This is a genomic window from Corynebacterium sp. H113 (genome assembly GCF_037572315.1).
Lineage (GTDB): Bacteria > Actinomycetota > Actinomycetes > Mycobacteriales > Mycobacteriaceae > Corynebacterium.
Genome location: NZ_JBBHKZ010000002.1, coordinates 889,511 through 911,858, shown reverse-complemented (window position 1 = coordinate 911,858; position 22,348 = coordinate 889,511). Strand labels below are relative to the sequence as shown.

The 22,348-nt window shown below is 54.5% G+C and carries 15 protein-coding genes and 1 pseudogene; 12 read left to right on the top strand and 4 right to left on the bottom strand.

Translation table 11 applies throughout. The features are described from left to right. Positions 1-177: 177 nt before the first annotated feature. Both WG938_RS05280 and WG938_RS05275 read left to right on the top strand, forming a co-directional pair. Positions 178-1,098, top strand: a pseudogene (locus WG938_RS05280) (PAC2 family protein); the annotation flags it as partial. A gap of 482 nt (positions 1,099-1,580) precedes the next feature. After that, complete coding sequence (locus WG938_RS05275) at positions 1,581-4,061, top strand: DEAD/DEAH box helicase (RefSeq protein WP_339978853.1); 2,481 nt, start codon at positions 1,581-1,583, stop codon at positions 4,059-4,061. A gap of 35 nt (positions 4,062-4,096) precedes the next feature. Here WG938_RS05275 and WG938_RS05270 read toward each other — a convergent pair whose 3' ends face one another. Beyond that, on the bottom strand, positions 4,097-5,113 hold the full coding sequence (locus WG938_RS05270; protein ID WP_339978221.1) for a hydrogen peroxide-inducible genes activator: 1,017 nt from the start codon (positions 5,111-5,113) through the stop codon (positions 4,097-4,099). Between the two features lie 111 nt (positions 5,114-5,224). Here WG938_RS05270 and WG938_RS05265 point away from each other — a divergent pair, with 111 nt between their 5' ends. Together WG938_RS05265 and WG938_RS05260 are read left to right on the top strand one after the other, a co-directional pair. Further along, positions 5,225-5,821, top strand: a complete 597-nt coding sequence (locus tag WG938_RS05265) for a peroxiredoxin (protein ID WP_339978219.1) — start codon at positions 5,225-5,227, stop codon at positions 5,819-5,821. A 5-nt stretch (positions 5,822-5,826) separates the two neighbouring features. After that, a complete protein-coding gene (locus tag WG938_RS05260; RefSeq protein WP_339978217.1) occupies positions 5,827-6,351 on the top strand; it encodes a carboxymuconolactone decarboxylase family protein in 525 nt (174 codons plus the stop codon). Between the two features lie 150 nt (positions 6,352-6,501). Here the strand turns inward: WG938_RS05260 and WG938_RS05255 are convergent, their stop codons facing one another. Both WG938_RS05255 and WG938_RS05250 read right to left on the bottom strand, forming a co-directional pair. Beyond that, positions 6,502-7,662 carry a hypothetical protein gene (locus tag WG938_RS05255; RefSeq protein WP_339978215.1) on the bottom strand — a complete coding sequence of 387 codons (1,161 nt, stop codon included), beginning with the start codon at positions 7,660-7,662 and terminating at the stop codon, positions 6,502-6,504. 167 nt (positions 7,663-7,829) lie between these two features. Continuing rightward, complete coding sequence (locus tag WG938_RS05250) at positions 7,830-9,890, bottom strand: neutral/alkaline non-lysosomal ceramidase N-terminal domain-containing protein (RefSeq protein WP_339978213.1); 2,061 nt, start codon at positions 9,888-9,890, stop codon at positions 7,830-7,832. A gap of 151 nt (positions 9,891-10,041) precedes the next feature. Between WG938_RS05250 and WG938_RS05245 the strand changes: the two genes are divergently transcribed. The 8 genes from WG938_RS05245 to hrpA all read left to right on the top strand — a co-directional run bounded on the left by WG938_RS05245 (position 10,042) and on the right by hrpA (position 21,856). Beyond that, entirely contained in the window at positions 10,042-10,932 is an 891-nt protein-coding gene (locus WG938_RS05245; protein ID WP_339978211.1) for a siderophore-interacting protein, read from the top strand. Between the two features lie 42 nt (positions 10,933-10,974). Beyond that, positions 10,975-12,486 (top strand): DUF1846 domain-containing protein, encoded by a 1,512-nt coding sequence (locus tag WG938_RS05240; RefSeq protein WP_339978209.1) that lies wholly within the window; start codon positions 10,975-10,977, stop codon positions 12,484-12,486. Between the two features lie 328 nt (positions 12,487-12,814). Beyond that, entirely contained in the window at positions 12,815-13,810 is a 996-nt protein-coding gene (locus WG938_RS05235) for a siderophore ABC transporter substrate-binding protein (protein WP_339978207.1), read from the top strand. 113 nt (positions 13,811-13,923) lie between these two features. Beyond that, positions 13,924-14,910 (top strand): ABC transporter permease, encoded by a 987-nt coding sequence (locus WG938_RS05230; RefSeq protein WP_339978206.1) that lies wholly within the window; start codon positions 13,924-13,926, stop codon positions 14,908-14,910. Between the two features lie 52 nt (positions 14,911-14,962). Further along, on the top strand, positions 14,963-16,006 hold the full coding sequence (locus tag WG938_RS05225) for an iron chelate uptake ABC transporter family permease subunit (protein WP_339978851.1): 1,044 nt from the start codon (positions 14,963-14,965) through the stop codon (positions 16,004-16,006). Further along, entirely contained in the window at positions 16,003-16,758 is a 756-nt protein-coding gene (locus tag WG938_RS05220) for an iron ABC transporter ATP-binding protein (protein ID WP_339978204.1), read from the top strand. The genes WG938_RS05225 and WG938_RS05220 overlap by 4 nt, the downstream gene beginning before the upstream one ends. Before the next feature lie 38 nt (positions 16,759-16,796). Next, positions 16,797-17,735 (top strand): oxygen-dependent tRNA uridine(34) hydroxylase TrhO, encoded by a 939-nt coding sequence (gene trhO / locus WG938_RS05215; RefSeq protein WP_339978202.1) that lies wholly within the window; start codon positions 16,797-16,799, stop codon positions 17,733-17,735. Positions 17,736-17,827: 92 nt separating this feature from the next. Then, positions 17,828-21,856, top strand: coding sequence for an ATP-dependent RNA helicase HrpA (gene hrpA / locus WG938_RS05210; protein ID WP_339978200.1), 4,029 nt, complete (start codon positions 17,828-17,830; stop codon positions 21,854-21,856). Here the strand turns inward: hrpA and nrdR are convergent. Then, the gene (nrdR, locus tag WG938_RS05205; RefSeq protein WP_339978198.1) at positions 21,853-22,320 is read right to left on the bottom strand and encodes a transcriptional regulator NrdR; all 468 of its coding nucleotides are present in this window, start codon (positions 22,318-22,320) and stop codon (positions 21,853-21,855) included. The two genes, hrpA and nrdR, sit on opposite strands and share 4 nt — an antisense overlap. Between the last annotated feature and the right edge of the window lie 28 nt (positions 22,321-22,348).

The window sequence follows — 22,348 nt, the reverse complement described above, 5'->3', positions numbered from 1 at the left end:
GAGCAGGAGCTGAGCACGGAACCTGTGGATGAATCTTTGGTTGTGGAATACATGTGTGTGATTTGTCGTTGTGTCCACTAAAGGGTTCTACGAACAATCACTCGCAGGTGATATAAAATCGAACGATTAAAGAGAGCTAGTGTGCTGTCTTTGCAGGATTACGGAAGGGAGTAGCCCATGGAACGCAAGAATGAACAGCCGGCAAACGGCATGTACGAAATGCAGTTCCCCGTCCCAGAAGTTGGTGGTGACAAGGGCGGTCTCACTTTGGTGGTAGCTCTCCAGGGATACGCTGACGCCGGTCTGGCTGTGGCGAATAGTGCGACACATTTGCTTGATTCACTGGAGCATCGTCCGCTCGTCGTATTCAATAACGACGAGCTCGTTGATTATCGATCTCGCCGCCCGGCAGTCACGATGATTGGCGATGAAGTTGCGGATATGACCGATCTCCAGTTGTCGCTGCAGGTTGTACAGGATAACGAAGGGGCCCCTTTCCTGCTCCTGTCTGGCCCTGAACCAGACTTACGGTGGGATGCGTTCTCGTCTGCAGTCGTCGAGTTAGCTGAAAAGTTCAACGTGACGAAGACCATTTCGCTGTATTCCGCACCAATGACCGTGCCGCACACTCGCCCGATGGGCTTGATCGCGCATGGCAATGATCGAGAGATCTTGGCCAAGCATCGCACGTGGGGTCAGAAGGTGACGGTCCCCGGTGCAGCGAGCCTTCGTTTGGAGCTCGAGATGAATCGCCGCGGTCGCACTTCATGTGGATTTACTGCTCAGGTGCCACATTATGTCGCGCACGGCGAGTACCCACTTGCTGCACTTCGCCTTTTGGAAGCTGTCGCTGATGCTTGTGGGCTCACTTTCCCACTAGCGTCGTTGGAGTCTGAGTCAAAGCACGTCGAACAAATGCTTGCGCAACAGATCGACGAATCGCAGGAGATCATCCGCATCGTTGGCATGCTTGAACAGCAGTACGACGAAGATGAGCAGCGACGTCGCACACTCGAATCAAACCCCTTGATTGGCCCGAATGGCGATATTCCATCTGCTGACGAATTGGGCGCAGAATTCGAGAAATTCCTTGCGTCACAGCTATCTCAGACCTCGGAGCCTGACGACGACGTCGCCAAGCCAACCAATCCTAAGCACGTGGTTGAGAGCATTGCGGAGGCGATTCAGCGGCTTGAAGCAGACGAGCACGTGGCTGAGGAGCGCGCGTTCGAAGAGGTTGACGCAGAGTCTGAGGTGGACGCTGAGCTCGACAATGAGGACGAATCCGACGCCAACGTTGCTTCTACTGAGCCGTCTTCCGACACCATTGCAGACGGATCAACAACGGAGCCAACTGATCTAGACAATTCGGCGGAGACTACACCGAATTCAGCGAACGCCGAGGAGTCGAATCCTGAGGACGACGACCGTCGTAAGAAGGGACGCCGAGGACCACGACTGCCGTGGTTCCGCTTCTAAGCGCGATCCGCAGGTGTTGCTAGGGTTGAGGCGTGTCAGAAAACGCCAAGACCCCGCTTGTTTCGCTGCTTCGTGATCTCAAAGATGTACCTGAGTCGCTGATGGATGATGCCATTGCGGACTCGTTTATTTCATGGACGAAGTCCCAGGGCATCAGTTTGTACGAGGCACAAGAAGAAGCAACGCTGTCGTTGGCTGGCCAAGATCACGTGATCTTGGCCACTCCGACGGGTTCCGGCAAGTCAATGGTCGCAATTGCAGCTCACTTCATGGCTCTTGCTCGCGGCCAGCGCAGCTTTTACACCGCCCCAATTAAAGCTTTGGTGAGTGAGAAGTTCTTCGCATTGTGCGAGGTATTTGGCGCGGAGAACGTCGGAATGATGACTGGTGATGCCACAGTCAACGGCGGGGCGCCAATCATTTGTGCGACCGCAGAGATTGTCGCAAACATTGCATTGCGGGATGGCGCAGATGCTCGAATTGACCAAGTCGTCATGGACGAGTTTCACTTCTACGCCGAACCAGACCGAGGCTGGGCGTGGCAGGTTCCACTACTGATTCTGAACAAATGCCAGTTTCTGCTGATGTCGGCCACTTTGGGCGATGTCTCGATGTTCCAAGAGGATCTCAAACGACGTACCGGTCGTAATGTCGAGCTCGTCACAGGTAGCACGCGACCAGTGCCACTGGATTTCCATTACGTCTATTCGCCAGTGCACGACACTATTGATGACCTGCTTTCATCGGGTAAAGCGCCCATCTACGTGGTTCATTTCTCCCAACGTGAAGCTGTAGAGCGTGCGCAGGCTCTGACGAGCCTCAAACTGGTGACGCCTGAAGAGAAAGAGCGTATTCGCGAAGAAATCGGAGATTTCCGTTTCACCACAACTTTTGGCAAGGTGCTGTCCAAGCTGGTGCGACGTGGCATTGGTGTTCACCATGCAGGAATGTTGCCGAAGTATCGGCGACTCGTCGAGAAGCTGTCTCAAACTGGCTTACTCAAAGTGATCTGTGGCACAGACACATTGGGCGTTGGCATCAACGTTCCAATCCGTACGGTACTGCTGACTGGCCTGGCAAAGTTTGACGGCACGCGGATGCGCACACTGAAATCGCGCGAGTTCCACCAGATTGCGGGACGTGCTGGTCGCGCTGGCTACGACACTGAAGGCACGGTTGTTGTGCAGGCCCCTGAGCATGAAATTGAGAATGTGAAGCTGCGGCGGCGCGCAGGCCAAGATGAAGCAAAGTTGAAGAAGCTTCGACTAAAGGCTGCTCCCAAGGGCGAAGTGACTTGGTCCGAAACCACCTTTGACCGCATCGTAGTGCAACCACCTGAACCATTGACCAGCCGTTTCCAGGTGTCCAATGGAATGTTGTTGAACGTCATTGCGCGTGGTGGCGATACGTTCCAGCACATGAAGGAGCTTCTGCGTGGTAACCACGACACTCGTCACCAGCAGAATCAGGCAATTCTGACGGCGATCGAGCTCTACCGAGGACTCGTCAATGCAGGCATTGTCGAAGTCAACGATGGTCGTCCACAGCTCACCGTCGAACTCCAGCGAGACTTCGCTCTTAACCAACCACTGTCCCCTTTTGCTATCGCAGCGCTGGAACTGTTGGACAAAGAATCCGATACCTACGCGCTTGACGTGATTAGCGTCTTCGAAGCTATCTTGGGCGATCCGCGCCCACTGTTAATCGCGCAGCAGAAAAAGGCACGAGGCGAAGAGATTGCTGCGCTCAAAGCCGAAGGTGTTGATTACACCGAACGGATGAACTTGGTCGAAGACATTACGTGGCCACAACCACTTGCAGATGAGTTGGAGGCCGCATACCTGACGTATGCTGCAGGCCACCCGTGGGTTCGGGAGTTTGAGCTCTCACCAAAGTCTGTCGTGCGACAGATGGTTGAAGAGGGAATGACGTTTTCGGATGTCATCAGCGAGTTCGGGATTGCTCGCGCAGAAGGCGTCTTACTTCGCTATCTCACGGACGCTTGGCGTACCCTACGCCATACCCTGCCCCTGGAAGCTTCAAGTGAAGAGCTCGATGACATTGTGACGTGGCTCGGGGAGCTCATTGTCCAGGTGGACTCGTCGTTGGTCGACGAATGGGCTCAAATGGCAGACCCCGACAAGCCGCTGGATGAAAAGACCCTCGCGGAGGCAGCCTTCGGTGCCGATGACGAGAATCGTCCGCTCACCGGCAACAAGCGTGCTTTCACCCGTATGGTGCGAAATCTCATGTTCCGGCATGTCCAGCTGTTTGCCTTCGAGAAGGAGAAAGAACTCGCAGCGATGGACGCGTATCTGGACGATGCCCCAGATTGGCCCACTGCAATGGACGACTACTTCGACGAATACGACGATGTCGGCATCGACGGAGCCGCGCGCGGCGGCGACATGTTTGTACTGGACACTTCCCAGGCGGACTCCAACGGTGTTTGGCTTGCAACTCAGATCATTGCGGATCCAGAAGGCGACCACGGATGGCGGTTCGTGGCAGAAATTGACCTCGCCGCTTCAGACGAAAACGGCGAGGTCAGGATGCGTAAACTAGAGGTTCAATCTGGATAGAATTTTGGGGTGGAGCTGCAGGTTGAAGAAGACTGCTAGGCGTGAGCCTTCTCCGCGGTGTCGGAGTCGCCACCAACGTCCACACTAATGTTGTTGGAGATAGTTTCGTTCGCAGTATTGTTTCCGATCGCGGCTTCATACGAGCGACGGACAATGTCAGCAATCTGGTTGAATTCACCGCCGCGAACAGACGACGCTCGGTGGATCAACGCGATGGTACGACCCGGTCGGGTTGGACCTTCGAAACGAGCCGTCGCCAAGCCAGGGCGCTGGGCTTCGACTGCAAGCGCTGATTCCGGCACCAAGGTTTCGCCGAGACCACCAACTACGCACTGCACGACTGTCGACAAAGAAGCGGCCCTTGTCTCCAAACCAGTAGCAGATGCCTGCATCGCATCAACTGACCTGCACAGATCAAGTACCTGGTCACGGAGGCAGTGCCCATCGTCCAGCAGAAGTAGTTCCATTTCGCTCAAAACACTAAGGGGGACATCGTCTCGACCAGCCAACTCGTGTCCTTCCGGCACGACGATATGGAACTCCTCCTCGTAGAGCGGGACCTCTTCAAAAGACGTGACACCACATGGCAGTGCCAGTACAGCTGCATCAATGGCTCCAGAACGCAGCGCGTCGACCAGGTGGCTCGTCTGCTCTTCTAGGATCCGAGGCTGCAATTCGGGCAGTTCATCTCTTACCGTGCGCAAAAAGTTCGGAAGAATATATGGCGCGACGGTGGGGATGAAACCAATGGATAACGGTCCGGAGAGGTCGTCAGTACGACCTGCTGCCCTATCAACGATGTCATCGACAATTTCCGATGCTTGACGCGCCAATGGAATCAGTCCACGGCCGAGAGGGGTAATCAGGACTCGACGTGTCGACCGTTCAACAAGTTGAACGCCCAAACCCTGTTCGAGAGTAGACAATGCTTGAGAAAGGGACGGTTGTGAAATACCCAGGCGTTGAGCTGCCTGACCGAAGTGACCGGTGTCCGCGATAGCCACGAATGCCCTCAGCTGTGGCAGCGTCGGGCGATAATCTCTATTACGCATACCTATCATTGTACACAACACTTTTTAGGTTTTCCTCTTGACGGACTGAACTTTGATAGGCATAATTGAGGGCGGACCGAATAACCGGCACTTATGTTCCAGGAGGATCACATGGCCATTCTTACCGTTGGCGACAAGTTTCCAGAGTTTTCCCTCACCGCTCTGAAGGGCGGCAACCTGCGCGACGCTAACGCACAGGCTCCAGAAGACTACTTCGAGCAGGTCGACCAGAACTCTTACGAGGGCAAGTGGAAGGTTGTTTTCTTCTACCCGAAGGACTTCACCTTCGTATGCCCAACTGAGATCGCTGCATTCGGCAAGATTTACGACGAGTTCGAGGATCGCGACACCGTCGTTCTCGGTGGCTCTGGCGACAACGAGTTTTCGCACTTTAACTGGCGTGCAACCCACCCAGAGCTGCTTGAGGTTCCTTACCCAATGTTCGCTGACGTTCGCCACGATCTGATGCGCGCACTCGGTGTCGAGAATGCAGACGGTGTTGCAGACCGTGCAACCTTCATCATCGACCCAGATGGCATCATCCAGTTCGTTTCCGTTACCCCAGACGCTGTTGGCCGTAACGTTGACGAGGTTCTGCGTGTTCTCGACGCTCTGCAGTCCGAGGAAGTTTGTGCTTGCAACTGGCAGAAGAATGACCCAACCAAGGTCATCGACAAGATGGACGTTCTGAAGCAGGAGCTGAAGTAAATAATATGAGCATTGATAACCTTCGCTCTGGTCTCCCAGAGTACGCAAAGGATCTGAAGCTGAACCTCGGTTCGCTGACCCGATCCACCGAGCTCAACGAGCAGCAGCTGTGGGGCGCACTGGTCGCATCCGCTGCAGCCACCAAGAACGCCACTGTGTTCTCGGAGGTCGCAGATGAGGCTAAGTCTCACCTTTCCGACGAGGCATTTGAAGCCGCTCTCGGCGCTGCGTCGATCATGGGCATGAACAACGTTGCTTACCGTGCAAAGCACTGGCTCGGCGACGACTTCGCCCAGGTGAAGTTCGGTCTACGCATGAACATCATCGCGAAGCCTGGCGTCGAAAAGGCTGACTTCGAGTTGTGGTCCCTCGCTGTTTCGACCATCAATGGCTGTGAGCAGTGCACCGTCGCACACGACAAGGTCGTTCGCGAAGAGGGTCTCACCAAGGAGCAAGTCTGGGAAGCTGTTAAGATCGCTGCAACCATCGAGGGTGTTGCACAGGCAATCTTTAGCGAAGAGACTCGCTAAACACTTTCCTGGCACGTCACTTCGGTGACTTTGCCATTCAAAGGAAGAGCTCGTGTCCGGTCAGTCCGGATCACGAGCTCTTTTGCTTTGCAGCGGATCTTTGCTTTGCGACGGCCGTTACCTAGCAACTTCCGCTGAAAGAATGGAATGCTACGGCATTGGCACTGGGCGACGTCCACCAATCAGCTGGCGGTACAGGTGAACTGTTGCAATCAAGCCAATTGGCACGGTGTAGATCAAGCCAATGTACAGCGCGAGTGCACCGATTCCAGACACGATGCTGATAAGGATGAGAGCAATAAGGACTTGGAAGAACTTTGGTTTGACGATCTTCCATGCCACTGCAGGAGAACCCATGACCGAAGAACGACCGTCCATGACCAGGAGTGGCATAAACGTGGTGATTGTGGAAATCACAATCGCGAGAGCGATCATGATGACATAACCGAGAATCAAGAGAATGACTCCTGGAGTCGAGCCATTCTCCCCCATCATGATTCCGCCAATTGCAATCAGAGCAAGCCCTGGCAGCATTCCGACGAAGGAAACGACTCCAGTCAGAATATAGACGCCGATCAGTGAACCCCACCGGTTTACCTTGAAGAAGGACTTGAACGACGCAGGTCGACCATCCACTTCCTCGAATGCGCCACGGTAGAAAAAGATGTTGATGAAGAAACTGAAGACGAACAGCAGCAAGTAGAAGATACTGATCGAGCTCATCATCACCCCAATGTCCTCACCGGTAGGAGACATTGCGGGTGTGTCGGTGGCAGGATCCATTGGCATAGTGGCAAAGATGGTAGCCACCATAGCGCCGACCAGAAGCAAAATCACGGCGATGAAAACTAGGGTGATTCCCAGCCACGTGCCAACATTCGCGTTCATCCGCTTGAATCCGACTCCAATGCTTTCTGTGATCGAAAACGGTGTCTCGCCAGACATCACTGGGATCTGCGGTGGCTGATCACCTCCTGGCTGCTTGACACCTTCGCCAGGATTCATAGTTTGATTCATTCCACCTTGCGGATACCCTGCACCTGCAGCATAGCCGGGGTTATAGCCCTGGTAACCAGGACCTTCCGTGTAGCTGCCCTGGCCGTATCCACCCTGGCTATATCCGCCTTGGTTTTGGCCACTCTGACTGTAGCCGCCCTGGCTATATCCGCCCTGACCGTAGCCGCTCTGGCCAGTGTAATCCTGATTCTGCGGGTTGGTGTTCCCCTGATTCTGCGGGTTGGTGTTTCCAGACTCCTCAGGATTGAACGGGGCATCACCGAACGGATCGTATCCGCGGTTGTCATCAGCCATGATGTTGCTTCTCCTCGTATTTCCAGCGCATCGCATGCTTTGATAGGAAGTGCGCAATGCGTTGAACGGTAAAATTAACGTCCACTGTCAATATTGCACGGGTTAGTTGAGGTCCGCACTATCAAGGGCTCCACAATTTCTAATGTCCCTGATTTGCGGTGCCAGCCCTAGCGGACTTCGACTTCTGCGGAACCTGTGAATGGGGTCAGTGCCCCGTTCGCACCTCGGGAGGATCCGTGGAATTCCACGGTGTAGATGCCCGGCGCGACGCCTTCTGGAATCCACGTGATCGTCGTCATCGTGACCGCACCGTTCTTCGCAAATTCGATGACAGTGTTCTCATGGCAGTCATCCGCGACGACTACGCCAGCACTATCTCGTACCGCGAGGAAGCCCTTTTCATGTCGCAGATCACTGTTCGGGTTCGCGCCAACAAACGTGATCGCAGCTGCTGTTCCCATCGATACTGGTGATTCCGGCTCTTCGACGACTGCCCCAAAGTCTTGCCCTAATGGAGTGAGGTCGACCGTCGGATTTCCGGTTGGCGCTGGCGGGATAATGCCAGTGAGATCTCCGGCAGCTTCCCCTGAGTTGACGGGGATGCCTGCGTGCAATGCCGTCGTCAAGTGGTGGAACGTTTGTTGCGCCGCAGGCAAGGTGAGGCGCCCAAAAGCGGTTGCACCACCTTCGTAGTCTTGACCATCGTATTCTTCGGGGGTCGTGATGTAGTGGCCATAGCCGGAGACATATCCCTGAACGATAACTGTCTCAATGGGTACTTCGAGCGTATCGGCGACGAGACGGCGCATTCGGTAACCAGACATTGTCGTAGGTTCGAAGGCGAGTGAAGCGATGGTAAGTCCGCCGATTCGATGTACATGGAAGATATGCTTTTGTTGCAGCAGGCCCGGTACAAATCCCACAGGTAAAAGCATTTCTTTTGGGCTGTGGATATCGGCAGCGTGTGGTGGCACTACCACTTTGTTGACAGCATCGACCCATCGCGTACCACCCCGTTCGCCCTCGTTGAAGCCGAGCATCGGTTCGCCACCGCCGTCTTCCTGACTTGATGCGGCGAAGGCAGCACCGAGAATCGCTGGGCCCGTCTTTCCTGGCTTATGGTCTGGAGTAAATTCAGCTGCCACTTCGACGTTTGCCATATCGACCCACTGCCAACGCATGTCTACGTCGGTGCCGTGGATGTCAATCGCTCGACCTTTGATGCCTTCTACTTGTCGACGACCGAGTTCCCGTGCCGATTCATACTGATTGCCCGGATGTGGGCCAGTGTCTGGGATAAGACCATGATTTGGGCTGACGTCTCCCGGAGTGGACATTGCAAATGCAGCCACGAACGGCGCGTCTGCTGGGGTCATATGGTCTACCCCAGCTCGATGTTCAACAAGCCAGGCAGCGTACCCCTTATTGTCTCCCGACACGATTGTGTGTTCTGGGCCGAACGTCGTTGGGTGGATGCCATACCAATTGATGAACCCCACGCCTTGCCCATTGCGATGGACGTGCAAGGTGGCTGCTTCCCTATCCACGCCGTCCGGGAACAATGCCTTCTCGGCATCTGGGTTGAGGTCAAAGCTCTTCTTCGAGCGGTTTACACCCGCATCGTCAACGTCTGCTCGGGTGAAGGAGATGTTCGACGGCTGGAGATCCGTGTGCGCACGGTCGATGGCAAGCACAATCCCCTTTACATAGGCCTCGAATGTGACCGGCCGGAATCCAAGTGTCGTCAGGTCAACCATCAAGTGACCGGAGGTCCCGCCCGGTGCAACGTGCGTATGAGAGGCACCGATTAATACGTTGCCTTCGTGATAGAGATCCCCATAAGTTGCTGCCAGCCGGCGGAGCACTTCCATCTGGATTGACTGGAACATCAGCCCCATATCTGCTGTGACATGTACAACCCGCTCACCGTTGTCGCCCTCAAAGATGAAGGCACGTGCGAATTGACGCTGTCGGAATCCTGATGCCTGCTGTGAAAGCACGGCATAACCATTCAGACCCGCCCCGAGTGGTTCGCCCGTCATATCGGCCATTCCTCGTCCCACATTCATGGTGATCTGAGACTTCCCACTATCCGCGGGTGGCGCGGAATACGCCGCCGGTACTGCCCCCAGCGCCGGAGCTACGACAAGCCCAGCTGCTGCAATGCCGCTTACCCCGAGAAATGCGCGTCGGTTGATGGTCCTGGTTGAGTGTGATGTTTGTGCCACGATGGACTAGTTCCTATCTACGCCGGTTGAGCCCCTCGATTCGCAGATACTAAACGACATTCATTTGGAATTTTGCGTTTTGAAAATAATATTTCTACATCATTCATTTCAGACATTGAGTCAACCGGATCATTAAGGCTAGGCTTTCCTCATGAACAAGAAGTCAACAGTCGGTCAGTCTCAAATGAAACCATCACCAAAGAGTCGTCCAACTCACCTAGCAACTGTCGTCGACAAGCGAGGCCTTTCACCTGAACTATTAAGGGTTTACCTGCACTGCGAGGTCCTCCAAGAACTACACCTGCCACATTCCGACCACTACATTAAGCTCGCGTTTCCGCCAGCAGAAGCGACGTATACCTGGCCATTTTCAGTGAGTGAGATCCGACAAGAACTCCCCCGTGAACAATGGCCTCTGACACGCACGTACACAGTGCATTCAGTCAATAGCCACACAGGCTCCTTTGCCTTGGACTTTGTACTCCATGGTGATGACTCCGATAACGGAGGCCTAGCAAGCACGTGGGCCCGTAATGTCGAACCCGGCGATACCATCGCTTTCCTCGGCCCCGGTGGAGCTTGGCACCCTACCGATGACTATGAACACTTCATTCTTGCTGGCGATGAAACAGCAGCACCTGCAATGATGACGGCCGTCGAGATGCTACCCGCCACAGCAACCGCCGATGTGTATCTAGAAGTCGCTAGTCCCCAATCAACCTTCGATTTCCCTACTCGCGAAGGGGTCAATCTGCACTGGATTACTCGTGGCTCATCGAGACCAGGTTCGCAACTCTCAGATGTCCTCCGCAGTAATGGCATTCCAGCTCAGCGAACGGCATGGTTCGTCCATGGCGTTGCCGAAATGATTAAGGATGTCCGAAGGTTTCTTTTCATTGACAACGACGTCGCAAAGTCAGATGTTTCCATCTCTGGATACTGGCGCCTCGGCATGACCGAGTCAGAATGGCAAGCCACCAAGAAGAGTTTCAACGCCACGCTTGAAGCAGCAGAAGATAACTCGAGAACAGAAAAGGTCTAGACTCCCATTAGTCAGGATCCGTCCCTCTGGGAAAGGCCAAATTTGCAGCACCCTATTGGTTTTGACCATCAAAAGTACATTGACATGCAATCCGCTCACATCAAGGAGCGGCGAGAAGCTATCGGTGGCGAACGAGGATCAAACGGCAAGCTCTACCTCGAAATGGGTGGCAAGCTTTTCGACGATCTCCATGCATCCCGCGTCCTCCCTGGATTCACCCCAGACAACAAGATCGCGATGCTAGACCGACTACGCGACGAGCTCGAGATCATCGTATGCCTCAACGCCAAGGATCTTGAGCGCCAGAAAGTGCGCGCAGACCTCAATATCCCTTACGAAGACGACGCCCTTCGCCTCATCGACGTATTCCGTGAACGTGGTTTTTTGGTTGAACACGTCGTCGTCACGCAGCTCACTGATGACAACCATGTGGCAATTGCGTTCATCGATCGCCTCCAGAGGTTGGGGCTGAAGGTCACACGCCATCGAGTCATCCCTGGCTACCCGACCGACGTGGAAACCATCGTGTCAGACCAGGGTTTCGGCATGAATGAGTTCGCTGAGACAACCCGTGATCTCATCGTTGTGACTGCACCGGGTCCCGGGTCTGGCAAGCTGGCCACCTGCCTGTCGCAGATCTACCACGAGTTCCGTCGTGGCGTTCCTGCCGGATACGCGAAGTTTGAGACCTTTCCAATCTGGAATCTGCCTCTTGAGCATCCGGTTAATCTCGCCTACGAAGCCGCCACGGCCGACCTGGACGACATCAACCTCATCGACCCGTTTCACCTGGCTGCGTACAACACCCAAGCAACCAGCTACAACAGGGATGTCGAGGTATTCCCGCTTTTGAAGGGACTCCTCGAAAAGTTGGATGGCTCATCGCCATACCAGTCGCCAACTGACATGGGTGTCAATATGGCTGGCTACTGTATTTCCGACGACGATGTCTGCAAGGAAGCAAGTCGCCAAGAGATCATTCGCCGCTATTACAAGGCTCTCGTCGAAGAACACCGCGACGAGCTCGATGACACCGTCTCAAGTCGAATCGCGATGGTCATGACCAAGGCGGGAACGAAGGCCCAGCACCGGCGCGTCGTCAAGCCGGCCCTAGATGTGGAAGAGGCAACCGGCGCACCAGGTTCTGCCATCGAGCTGGCTGATGGCACGATTATTACCGGTAAGACATCTGCACTGCTGGGTTGTTCGGCAGCGATGCTTCTGAATGCATTGAAGTACCTCGCCGACATTGACCCAGAGCTGCATTTGCTGTCACCAGCATCAATTGAGCCGATCCAAACACTGAAGACCGTCCATTTGGGCAGCCGCAACCCACGCCTACACACAGATGAGGTCCTCATTGCGCTGTCCGTATCCGCTGGGTCTAACGACGAAGCGAAACGCGCACTTGCCGAGCTGAAGAATCTGCGCAACTGCAATGTTCATACGACAACCATTCTCGGTTCTGTCGACGAAGGCATCTTCCGTAATTTGGGAGTGCTCGTCACAAGTGAGCCGAAATATCAACGAAAGACTTTGTACCGGAAACGATAGGCGTCACATGCATGATGCATCGTGCGTCTAGTCAAAATTTTTTTCACGGAGGGGTTACACCAGTTTTATGGTGCGACCCCTCTCCTTTTGCTTCTCAGCTCAACGTCTGGTCGCGAACTACCACCAACATAATTGCTGCTAGGTCAACTAAACTTCCGATCAGATCAGAGTGGCCCATCTACGCCAACGGCGAGATTGCAACTTACGCCACTAGGTAAGGTTTGACTTACCGAACCCTACATGTGTTAACTTCATTGTTACCTAAAGCTGACCTACAAAGTTGGGTTAGTGGGGGCTATCAAGAATTGGCACTATCAAAAAGGACATCATGGCGAACACTCGAATCAAGCTTCTTGCTACCGCCACCGCTCTCGGTCTTGCGCTGACCGGCTGCTCCAACGCTGGCGGAGCAGAGGGCGACAAGGAAGCACAGGCAAACGGTGACACCATCAGTGTTGAGGACAACCACGGCACGCAAAACGTTCCAGCAAACGCTGAGAAAGTTGCAGTCACTGACAACCGTTCGTTTGAAATTCTCTCCCAGTGGGAAATCCCATTGGTCGCTGCACCAAAGGCTTTGATTCCTTTCACGGTTGACAGCTACAAGAACGACGACAGCATCGCAGATATGGGCACCCACAAGGAGCCAAACCTTGAAGCACTGGTTGCAGCACAGCCAGATCTCGTTGTCAATGGTCAGCGCTTTGCCAAGCAGTACGAAGACATCAAGAAGCTGAACCCGCAGGCTGCAGTTGTGGAATTCGAACCGCGAGAAGACAAGCCTTTCGACGAGGAGATCAAGCGCCAGACTGAGCTGCTCGGCACCACTTTCGGCAAGGAGGAGGAAGCAACCAAGCTCATCGAGGACTTTGACAAGGCTCTCGAGCGCGCCAAGAAGGCATACGACCCTTCGAAGAAGGTCATGGCTATCAACGTTTCCGGTGGCGAGATTGGTTACATCGCACCTAGTGTCGGACGTACCTATGGTCCCCTCTTCGACCTCATTGGAATGACCCCGGCTCTCAAAGTTGAGAATGCATCCGACAACCACGAAGGTGACGATGTCAGCGTTGAGACCATCGCAAAGTCCAACCCAGACTGGGTCCTGATCCTCGACCGCGATGCTGGCACCAACACCCGCAACGAGGCTGAATACAAGCCAGCCAAGGATGTTATTGAAGGCAACGAAGCGCTGAAGAACGTGTCGGCTATCAAGGATTCCCACGTTGTCTACGCGCCAGAGGACACCTACACCAACGAAAACATCATCACGTACACCGAGATTCTTAACTCGATGGCAGATGCTTTCGAAAGCGCAAAGTAGCAGCGACTCCCTGCGAGTCTTTCTCGCACAATAGGCAGCTCACGGAAACCGCACGGCACCAGCCCCCTCGCCCGACGGTTTCCGTTGCTTAGTTTGATTGGAAAACACTTACTGTGTCTGACCTCCTCCACGTCCGACCCGCGGTCACGCGTTCCCGTCTCTTCGATTGGAAGCTGATCGCGGGCCTCGTCGTTGTTTCTGCACTATTGGCCGTATCTCTACTGACAGGCCAGTACGACATCTTTGGCACCGATGACGGTGGCGAAATGTTTGCGATTACGCGCGTGCCACGCACAGTCGCACTCATCCTCGCTGGTGCAGCCATGGCGATGTCGGGACTTGTCATGCAGATGCTCACGCAAAACCGCTTCGTGTCACCGACAACGACGGGCACCACAGAGTGGGCAGGCCTCGGTTTGCTGGCCACCATGGTTCTCATTCCATCTGCAACCATCTCTCAACGAATGATGGGCTCGGTGCTGTTTTCCTTCATCGGAACCATGGTGTTCTTCATGTTCCTGCGACGGGTTTCCCTACGGTCCTCATTGATCGTCCCGATTATCGGCATCATGCTGGGTGCCGTCGTCAGCTCTGTTTCGACCTTTTTCGCTCTACAAACCGACATGCTCCAAAGTCTGGGCATCTGGTTCGCTGGCAGTTTTACCTCTGTGTACAAAGGCCAGTACGAGATCCTGTGGGTTGTGCTGTTAGTAGTCGTTGCGGTCTTCTTCTATGCAGATCGGCTCACAGTGGCCGGCCTCGGTGAGGACATTGCTACCAATGTTGGACTGAATTACCAGCGGCTCCTTCTCATGGGCACCGGTTTGATTGCCATCGCTACAGGTGTCGTGACGGTTGTCGTCGGCAATCTGCCGTTCCTCGGCCTTATCGTGCCGAACATCGTGTCCATGATTCGTGGCGACGACCTGCGCAGCAACCTCCCGTGGGTATGCCTCACGGGTATCGGCGTGGTGACGGCCTGCGACATCATCAGTCGAATCGTCATTGCACCTTTCGAAATCCCCGTTTCGGTGGTCTTGGGTGTAATCGGTGCAATCGTATTTGTGACATTGATTGTGAGGCAGCGAAGCAATGGTTAATGACACCCGCACCACCCCAGAGACACCGTTGACTCCACAAGAGCTGCACTTCATGCAGCCAGTTGAGACCGTCGAACCTGTCGCTGAAGCACCAGTTCGGTCTGCCGCTGCGTTCCAAACGAAGCGTGCAGCTCGCAAGTACTGGATCATTCTGGCAGTTGTTACCGCGCTCGGACTTCTTGCTGCTTTCGGTTTGCTCGCTTACGGCAATCCCATGCCGGTAGGCACGGAACAGTTCTGGCTGCTTGCAGAACGACGACTCGAGGCAGTCATCGCCATGCTCATTGTGGCTTTCTGCCACTCTTTCGCCACCGTCGCGTTTCAGACAGTGACGAATAACCGCATCATTACACCGTCGATCATGGGTTTTGAGGCTCTCTATACGGCTTTGCACACAGCTACCGTCTATTTCCTTGGCATCACTGGTTTGATGGAAGCACGTTCGATGCAGACGTTCCTGGTGCAGCTGGTCTTGATGATCGGCTTCAGCTTGGTTTTGTACGGCTGGTTGCTGACGGGAAACAAGGGCAACATTCACGCCATGCTTTTGGTAGGCATCGTCATTGGTGGTGGCCTCGGTTCCTTATCGACATTCATGCAACGGTTACTCACTCCAAGCGAGTTCGATGTTTTGACTGCCCGGCTCTTTGGGTCTGTCAACAATGCGGAAGCAGAGTATTTCCCGATCTCCATCGCACTCATCGCTATCGCGTGCATTGGCATCTACGGCATGTCCCGCAAGCTCAACATCATTTCCCTGGGACGCGATGCCACCACAAACTTGGGGCTGAATCATCGCCGAATCTCAATCTTGACGCTCATCTTCGTTACCATCCTGATGGCCGTCTCCACCGCCCTGGTGGGACCCATGAGCTTCCTCGGCTTTCTCGTCGCAACGCTCGCGTATCAGTTTGCTGATACCTACGACCACCGGTACATCTTGCCGATGTCGTTGTCTATCGCGTTCATGGTCATGACCTGCGCGTACTTTGTCATGAACCACATCTTCTACGCACAAGGTGTGGTGTCCATCATTATCGAGCTGGTTGGTGGCTCGGTGTTCCTCTTCGTCATCCTTAGGAAGGGCCGACTGTGATTACTCTGACGAACGTCCGTAAGCAGTACAACAGCGAAGTCGAGATCGGCCCCGTCAATCTTGACATTCCCGCCGGAGGCCTCACTGCGCTCGTTGGTCCCAACGGCGCCGGCAAGTCCACTCTTCTGACCATGATTGGTCGCCTCATGGACATGGACGAGGGCGCGATCTCCGTCGCAGATTTCGACGTATCGACGACAAAGTCCAAGGACCTCGCCCGCGTGTTATCGATTCTGCGCCAGGAGAATCACTTCATCACTAAGTTGACGGTTCGTCAGCTTGTCGGATTCGGTCGATTCCCTTACACCCAAGGGCGCCTGAACAAGACCGATGAAGAAATCATCTCCCGCTACATCGACTTCCTAGGCCTGACAGAACTGGAAAACCGCTATCTCGATCAGTTGTCGGGAGGTCAGCGGCAGCGTGCATACGTCGCAATGGTGTTGTGCCAGGAGACAGACTATGTGCTTCTCGACGAGCCACTGAACAACCTCGACATCGCGCACTCAGTTCAGATGATGCAGCATTTGAAGCGCGCAGCTGAGCAGTTCGGCAAGACCATTGTTGTGGTCCTGCACGACATCAATTTCGCGGCTCGCTACTCCGATTACATCTGCGCCGTGAAAAATGGAAAAATCGCGGAGTTCGGCACGCCCGAACAGATCATGAAGAACGAGATCCTATCCGAGATTTTCAACACTCCAGTGGAAGTTATCGACGGCCCTAACGGTCCCCTCGCCTGCTACTTCTGATTTAGGGGAAGCTCCTACAGAGCGCTAAAGTTGAAGGCGTGTCCATTAGCAAGATTCTCCTGTACTACTGTTTCGCACCGCTGTCCGATCCGAAAGCCGTGATGCTGTGGCAGCGTGACTTGTGCGAGTCGCTCGGCATGCGAGGTCGCATCCTCTTTTCCGAGCACGGAATCAACGGCACCGTGGGCGGTGACTTGGATGCGTGTAAGAAGTACATTCGCAAAACTCGGGAATACCCTGGCTTCAAGAAGATGGAGTTCAAGTGGTCCGAGGGCGGTGCTGAGGACTTCCCTAAGCTTTCGGTGAAGGTGCGCGATGAAATCGTCGCATTCAAAGCCGCGGGCGAGCTAAAGGTTGACGACCACGGCGTGATGGACGGCGGCAAGCACCTGAAGCCGCATGAGGTCAACGAACTCGTCGAAAAGCATGGCGATGACGTGGTGTTTTTCGATGGTCGCAATGCCATGGAAGCGCAGATTGGCAAGTTCAAGAATGCCGTTGTTCCCGATGTTCGCACGACCCACGACTTCATCGACGAGCTGGAATCTGGCAAGTACGACTGGATGAAAGACAAGCCCGTCGTCTCCTACTGCACCGGTGGTATTCGCTGCGAAATTCTGTCTGCGCTGATGAAGAACCGTGGCTTCAAAGAGGTTTACCAGATCGATGGTGGCATCGTTCGCTACGGCGAGAAGTACGGCAATAAGGGCCTATGGGAAGGCTCGTTGTATGTGTTCGATCGTCGCATGCACCTCGAATTTGGGGAAGGCATCGACGATGAGGACTACGTTCAGCTCGGCCACTGCATCCACTGCGGTGAACCAACAAACAAGTTCCAGAACTGCATTAACGAAGACAATTGCCGGAAGCAGGTACTGATCTGCGACGACTGCTGGTCCAAAACCGAAACCCAGCATTGTGGCCAGGACGAGTGCATAGAGGTTGCGCAGAAGGCTGCAGCAGAGGCAACGTCCTAGGCTCGTGGCCTCTCGCGGCTTCACCTCGATCACATTCCGTAGTCATGGTGATTCGAGTCGTCGGCAAGCCTGTACGATTTGTGTGAATCACCATGACTAACTCTGCATCTCACTCCAAGCGTTCCAATCACAACGCTTCACGACGGCCCCAGTCCCCTCAACAACGCACCAATAAGGGACCACGACGAGGCGCGGGCAAGAGCTCTCGCCGAGTGACGCCAGAAGTTGCCGACGCAAAAAAGCGCCTGCACGCGGAGCTCACCGAGTTGCCGTTCGCCGAGGCGCGCAGTTTCCGTCGTCGTTTGGGTCGAGCTGGCTCCCCCAACGCTGTTCATGCCATCGGCGAAGACATTGAGCTGGCGAAGATGCGGTGCGAGGATCGTCGTCAAGCAATGCCTACGGTGACGTATCCGGAGCAATTGCCGGTTTCTGCACGTAGGGACGACATTGCCGAGGCGATTGAGAAGAACCAAGTTGTCGTCATTGCCGGTGAAACGGGTTCGGGTAAAACGACTCAGATTCCGAAGATTTGTCTCGAACTTGGGCGTGGTGTGCTGGGCAAGATTGGCCATACACAGCCACGTCGTCTCGCAGCTCGCTCCGTGGCAGAACGTATTGCTGAGGAGCTGGACGAGAAAATCGGGCAGCACGTCGGTTACGCGATTCGCTTCGATGATCGTGTCGGAGACAACACGGCGATCAAACTGATGACAGACGGCATTCTGCTGGCAGAGATTCAGCGTGACCGGTTGCTTCTCGATTACGACACCATCATTATCGACGAAGCGCATGAGCGTTCACTTAATATTGACTTCTTGCTCGGTTACTTGAAGCAGCTATTGCCGAAGCGCCCTGAGCTGAAGGTCATCATTACGTCGGCAACGATCGATCCGGAAGCATTCGCCCGACACTTCGCCGATGCTGACGGCACACCTGCCCCGATCATTGAAGTTTCGGGGCGCACTTATCCAGTTGAATTGCGGTACCGCCCGCTTGTGGATCAGGTGACGGACAAGCACGGCAACGTCAAAGAGATCGACCGCGATCCTCTCGATGGTGTCCTCGATGCGTGTCGCGAACTCATGCGTGACGGCGACGGGGACATCCTGGTCTTCTTTTCTGGCGAGCGCGAGATCCGCGAAGCCAAAGAAGCAATCGACGGGCAGCATTGGCGTGGTGTTGAGGTGCTGCCATTGTTTGGTCGTTTGTCGAACGCTGAGCAACACAGGGTTTTCGGTCCACATTCTTCGCGACGAATCGTGTTGGCAACCAACATTGCCGAAACTTCGCTGACGGTGCCGGGTATCCACTACGTTGTCGATACAGGCAGCGCGCGTATTTCGCGGTATTCAACGCGAACGAAGGTGCAACGCTTGCCAGTCGAGCCAGTCAGCCAAGCGTCAGCTAATCAGCGTTCGGGCCGATGTGGTCGTGTCGCTGATGGCGTAGCTATTCGCCTGTACAGCGAAGAAGATTTTGTTTCGCGTCCGGAATTCACAGATCCGGAGATTCTGCGCACCAATCTTGCGTCTGTGATTCTGCAGATGGCCAATTTGAAGCTGGGCCGCGTTGAGGACTTCCCGTTTATCAACCCACCAGATAACAAGGCCATCCGAGATGGTGTCCAACTTCTTGACGAACTCGGCGCGCTGACCGCCACAACTAATGAAGCACCAACGCTGACCCCACAGGGACGTGATATCGCGCGTCTACCTGTCGACCCTCGACTAGCTCGCATGTTGGTCGAAGCGAACACTAATGGCGCATTGCATTCTGTCATCACCATTGTCTCTGCGTTGAGTCTGCAAGATGTACGGGAACGTCCACTGGAGTTCCAAGCTCAGGCGGATCAGCTCCATGCCCGATTTAAAGATACGACCAGTGATTTCGCCTCCTATCTGAAGCTGTGGGACTATCTCACGGAGAAGCGGCGCGAACTTTCAGGAAACCAGTTCCGCAAACTGTGTAAGCGGGAGTACCTGCACTACATGCGTGTTCGTGAATGGCAGGATCTCCACCGCCAATTGACTCAAGTGGTGGGTGAACTCGGATGGAATTGGTCATCCGACACCAACGGTTCTGACACGGATTCCATCCACCAGAGTCTGTTGGCCGGAATGCTGTCGCAGATCGGTGTTCGAGAAGGCGATGGCAAGGAGTTTACGGGTACCCGAAATACAAAGTTCCTCGTACATCCTTCGTCGGCGCTGAACAAGAAGCCCCCTCGTTGGGTCATGGCAGCCGAGATCGTCGAAACTTCGCGTACCTTTGCCCGCAGCGTCGCTGTCATCCAACCGCAGTGGGTGGAGAAACTAGCCGACCATCTGCTGAAAGACCAGTATTCCGAACCACATTGGTCCACTAAGCGTGGTGCCGCTATGGCTTATCTAAAGCGCACTTTGTACGGTGTGCCGGTTGTTGTGGAGCGCATTGTTCCCTATCACCTTGTCGATCCTGTGGCAGCCCGTGAGATGTTCATTCGACATGCCCTAGTCGATGGCGAGTGGACTACCCATCACCGCTTTTTCCACGACAATCGTGCAAAGCTCGATGACGCAGCACTCATTGAGGACAAAGCTCGCCGTCGCGGCATTGTTGTTGACGATGACACTTTGTACGCCTTCTACGACGCCAAGTTACCCGCATCCATCACAACCGCGGCAAACTTCGATCGTTGGTGGAAGAAGACTTCTCAAAAGAGCCCCACTCTTCTGGACTTCGATCCTTCCAAGTTGGTTAATCCGGATGCCCACGATGTATCCGAGGTCCAGTTCCCTGATATGTGGCAGCAGGGTTCTTTGGACTTCACGTTGTCCTACAAGTTCGAGCCGGGTGCCGTCGATGATGGCGTGACTCTACACATTCCGGTTCCATTGCTCGCCGGATTAACTTCCGAGAACTTCGATTGGCTTGTCCCGGGTCTCCGGTTAGAGCTTATTGAGGCTCTGATCCGTTCCCTTCCGAAACCGTTACGACGTTCCGTGGTGCCAGCTCCGGATTTTGCTCGCAAGGCTTTCGATGTCATGGTGCCGTATAGTCGTCCTCTCACCGAAGCGTTGGCCGACGCACTTCGCCAGTTTGGCGGTACGGGAATTTCGGCTACTGATTTCGATCTGGATAAGCTCCCGGATCACCTGCGCTTCAACTTTGCGACGATCGACCGCCGAGGAAACATTACTGACCAGGATCGGAATTTGGCAGCACTGCAAGGGCGTCGTGCAGGTCAAGTGCGGACTGCGGTGTCACAAGCAGCAGCACATTCTGAGCACGACGCTGTGAAGGAATGGACTGCTGACAACCTAGGGGCAATCCCGGAAACGGTCGAGAACAAGGTCGATGGCCAAAAGGTGACAGCGTTTCCTACGTTGGTTGCCACCAAGGACGGTGTCGCAGTTAAGGTCATGCCAACGAAGGCACAGGCAGAAGCATCGTTGGTCACCGCATGCTTGACCATGTTGCTGCGGGACTGCACAGTGCATGTAAGTTCCATGGTGAAAGGGCTGCCTTTGCAACAGCGGGTTGCCGTGGATTCTTGGCCACACGGCGGAGCCGAAGGACTTGTCGAGGACTGTCGTGTCGCAGTTGTTCGTGATGCCATGATGACCAATGGTGGCCCCGTCCGAGATCCGAAGGACTACGAGAAGCTTCGCGATGCCGTAAAGCCCCTCGTCAATGCCGGTGTCCGACAGCTGGTTGTAGGAATGGCAGCAGCGTTGCCCCGCTATTACACGGTGGTACAGGAACTTAAAAAGTGGGAAGGACCAGCTGTTGACGATATGCGTCGCCAGTTGGAGTTCATGCTTCCTCAAGGTGCGGTAGCACGGCACGGCTGGACGCACTTGCGTCACTTGCCTCGGTACTTCGAAGCAATGGAGATCCGTATTCAAGATATGGATCGCGATCCTTATCGGGACGCCGACTTGGAAGATGAAGTCGCCGAGGTTCGGGCGCATCTGGAGAACAAACTGAAGCAATTGCCTGTTGCTCGCCAGAAGTCCGCTGCAGTTCGTGATATTGGGTGGATGGTTCAAGAACTCCGAGTGAGTCTGTTTGCCCAACGCCTAGGCACCGCCCGAACTGTGTCTACAACGAGGGTGAAAAAGGCAATAGATAAGCTCTAGTAATCGTGCTTGGGTCGATCCCTGTGTTCCCGGAGGTAGCGGATTTCGTTTTCGAAATCTTCGGCCGAACTGAAGGACTTGTAGACGGATGCGAAGCGTAAGTACCCGATTTCATCGAGGTCACGCAGTGGCTCAAGAATTGCGAGGCCAATATCATTGGAATCTACACGGGGAGTCCCTTTAGCTCGGAGAGCTTCTTCTACGTTTTGAGCAAGCTTCTTTAACTTGGACTCAGGCACGTCTCGCCCCTGACATGCACGCCGAACACCCTGAATGACCTTCTCGCGACTAAATTCTTCAGCGATACCGTCGCGTTTCACTACCATGAGTTGTGAGCGTTCCAGAGTCGAAAATCGCTTTCCACATGCTAAACACTCGCGTCGACGGCGAATGGTCATGCCGTCATCGATCAACCGGGAATCGATTACCTTGGTGTGGTCATGGTGACAGTATTGGCAATGCACGCTTTCATCTTACGTGCAGCAGATTCTT

What these genes read in the sequence shown, in the direction of transcription:
- WG938_RS05225 (WP_339978851.1), top strand. Translation starts at nt 14,963, where the DNA reads ATGCAGCCAGTTGAGACCGTCGAACCTGTCGCTGAAGCACCAGTTCGG.
- WG938_RS05245 (WP_339978211.1), top strand. Translation starts at nt 10,042, where the DNA reads ATGAACAAGAAGTCAACAGTCGGTCAGTCTCAAATGAAACCATCACCA.
- hrpA (WP_339978200.1), top strand. Translation starts at nt 17,828, where the DNA reads ATGACTAACTCTGCATCTCACTCCAAGCGTTCCAATCACAACGCTTCA.
- WG938_RS05235 (WP_339978207.1), top strand. Translation starts at nt 12,815, where the DNA reads ATGGCGAACACTCGAATCAAGCTTCTTGCTACCGCCACCGCTCTCGGT.
- WG938_RS05270 (WP_339978221.1), bottom strand. Translation starts at nt 5,113, where the DNA reads ATGCGTAATAGAGATTATCGCCCGACGCTGCCACAGCTGAGGGCATTC.
- WG938_RS05275 (WP_339978853.1), top strand. Translation starts at nt 1,581, where the DNA reads ATGGATGATGCCATTGCGGACTCGTTTATTTCATGGACGAAGTCCCAG.
- WG938_RS05265 (WP_339978219.1), top strand. Translation starts at nt 5,225, where the DNA reads ATGGCCATTCTTACCGTTGGCGACAAGTTTCCAGAGTTTTCCCTCACC.
- WG938_RS05260 (WP_339978217.1), top strand. Translation starts at nt 5,827, where the DNA reads ATGAGCATTGATAACCTTCGCTCTGGTCTCCCAGAGTACGCAAAGGAT.
- WG938_RS05255 (WP_339978215.1), bottom strand. Translation starts at nt 7,662, where the DNA reads ATGGCTGATGACAACCGCGGATACGATCCGTTCGGTGATGCCCCGTTC.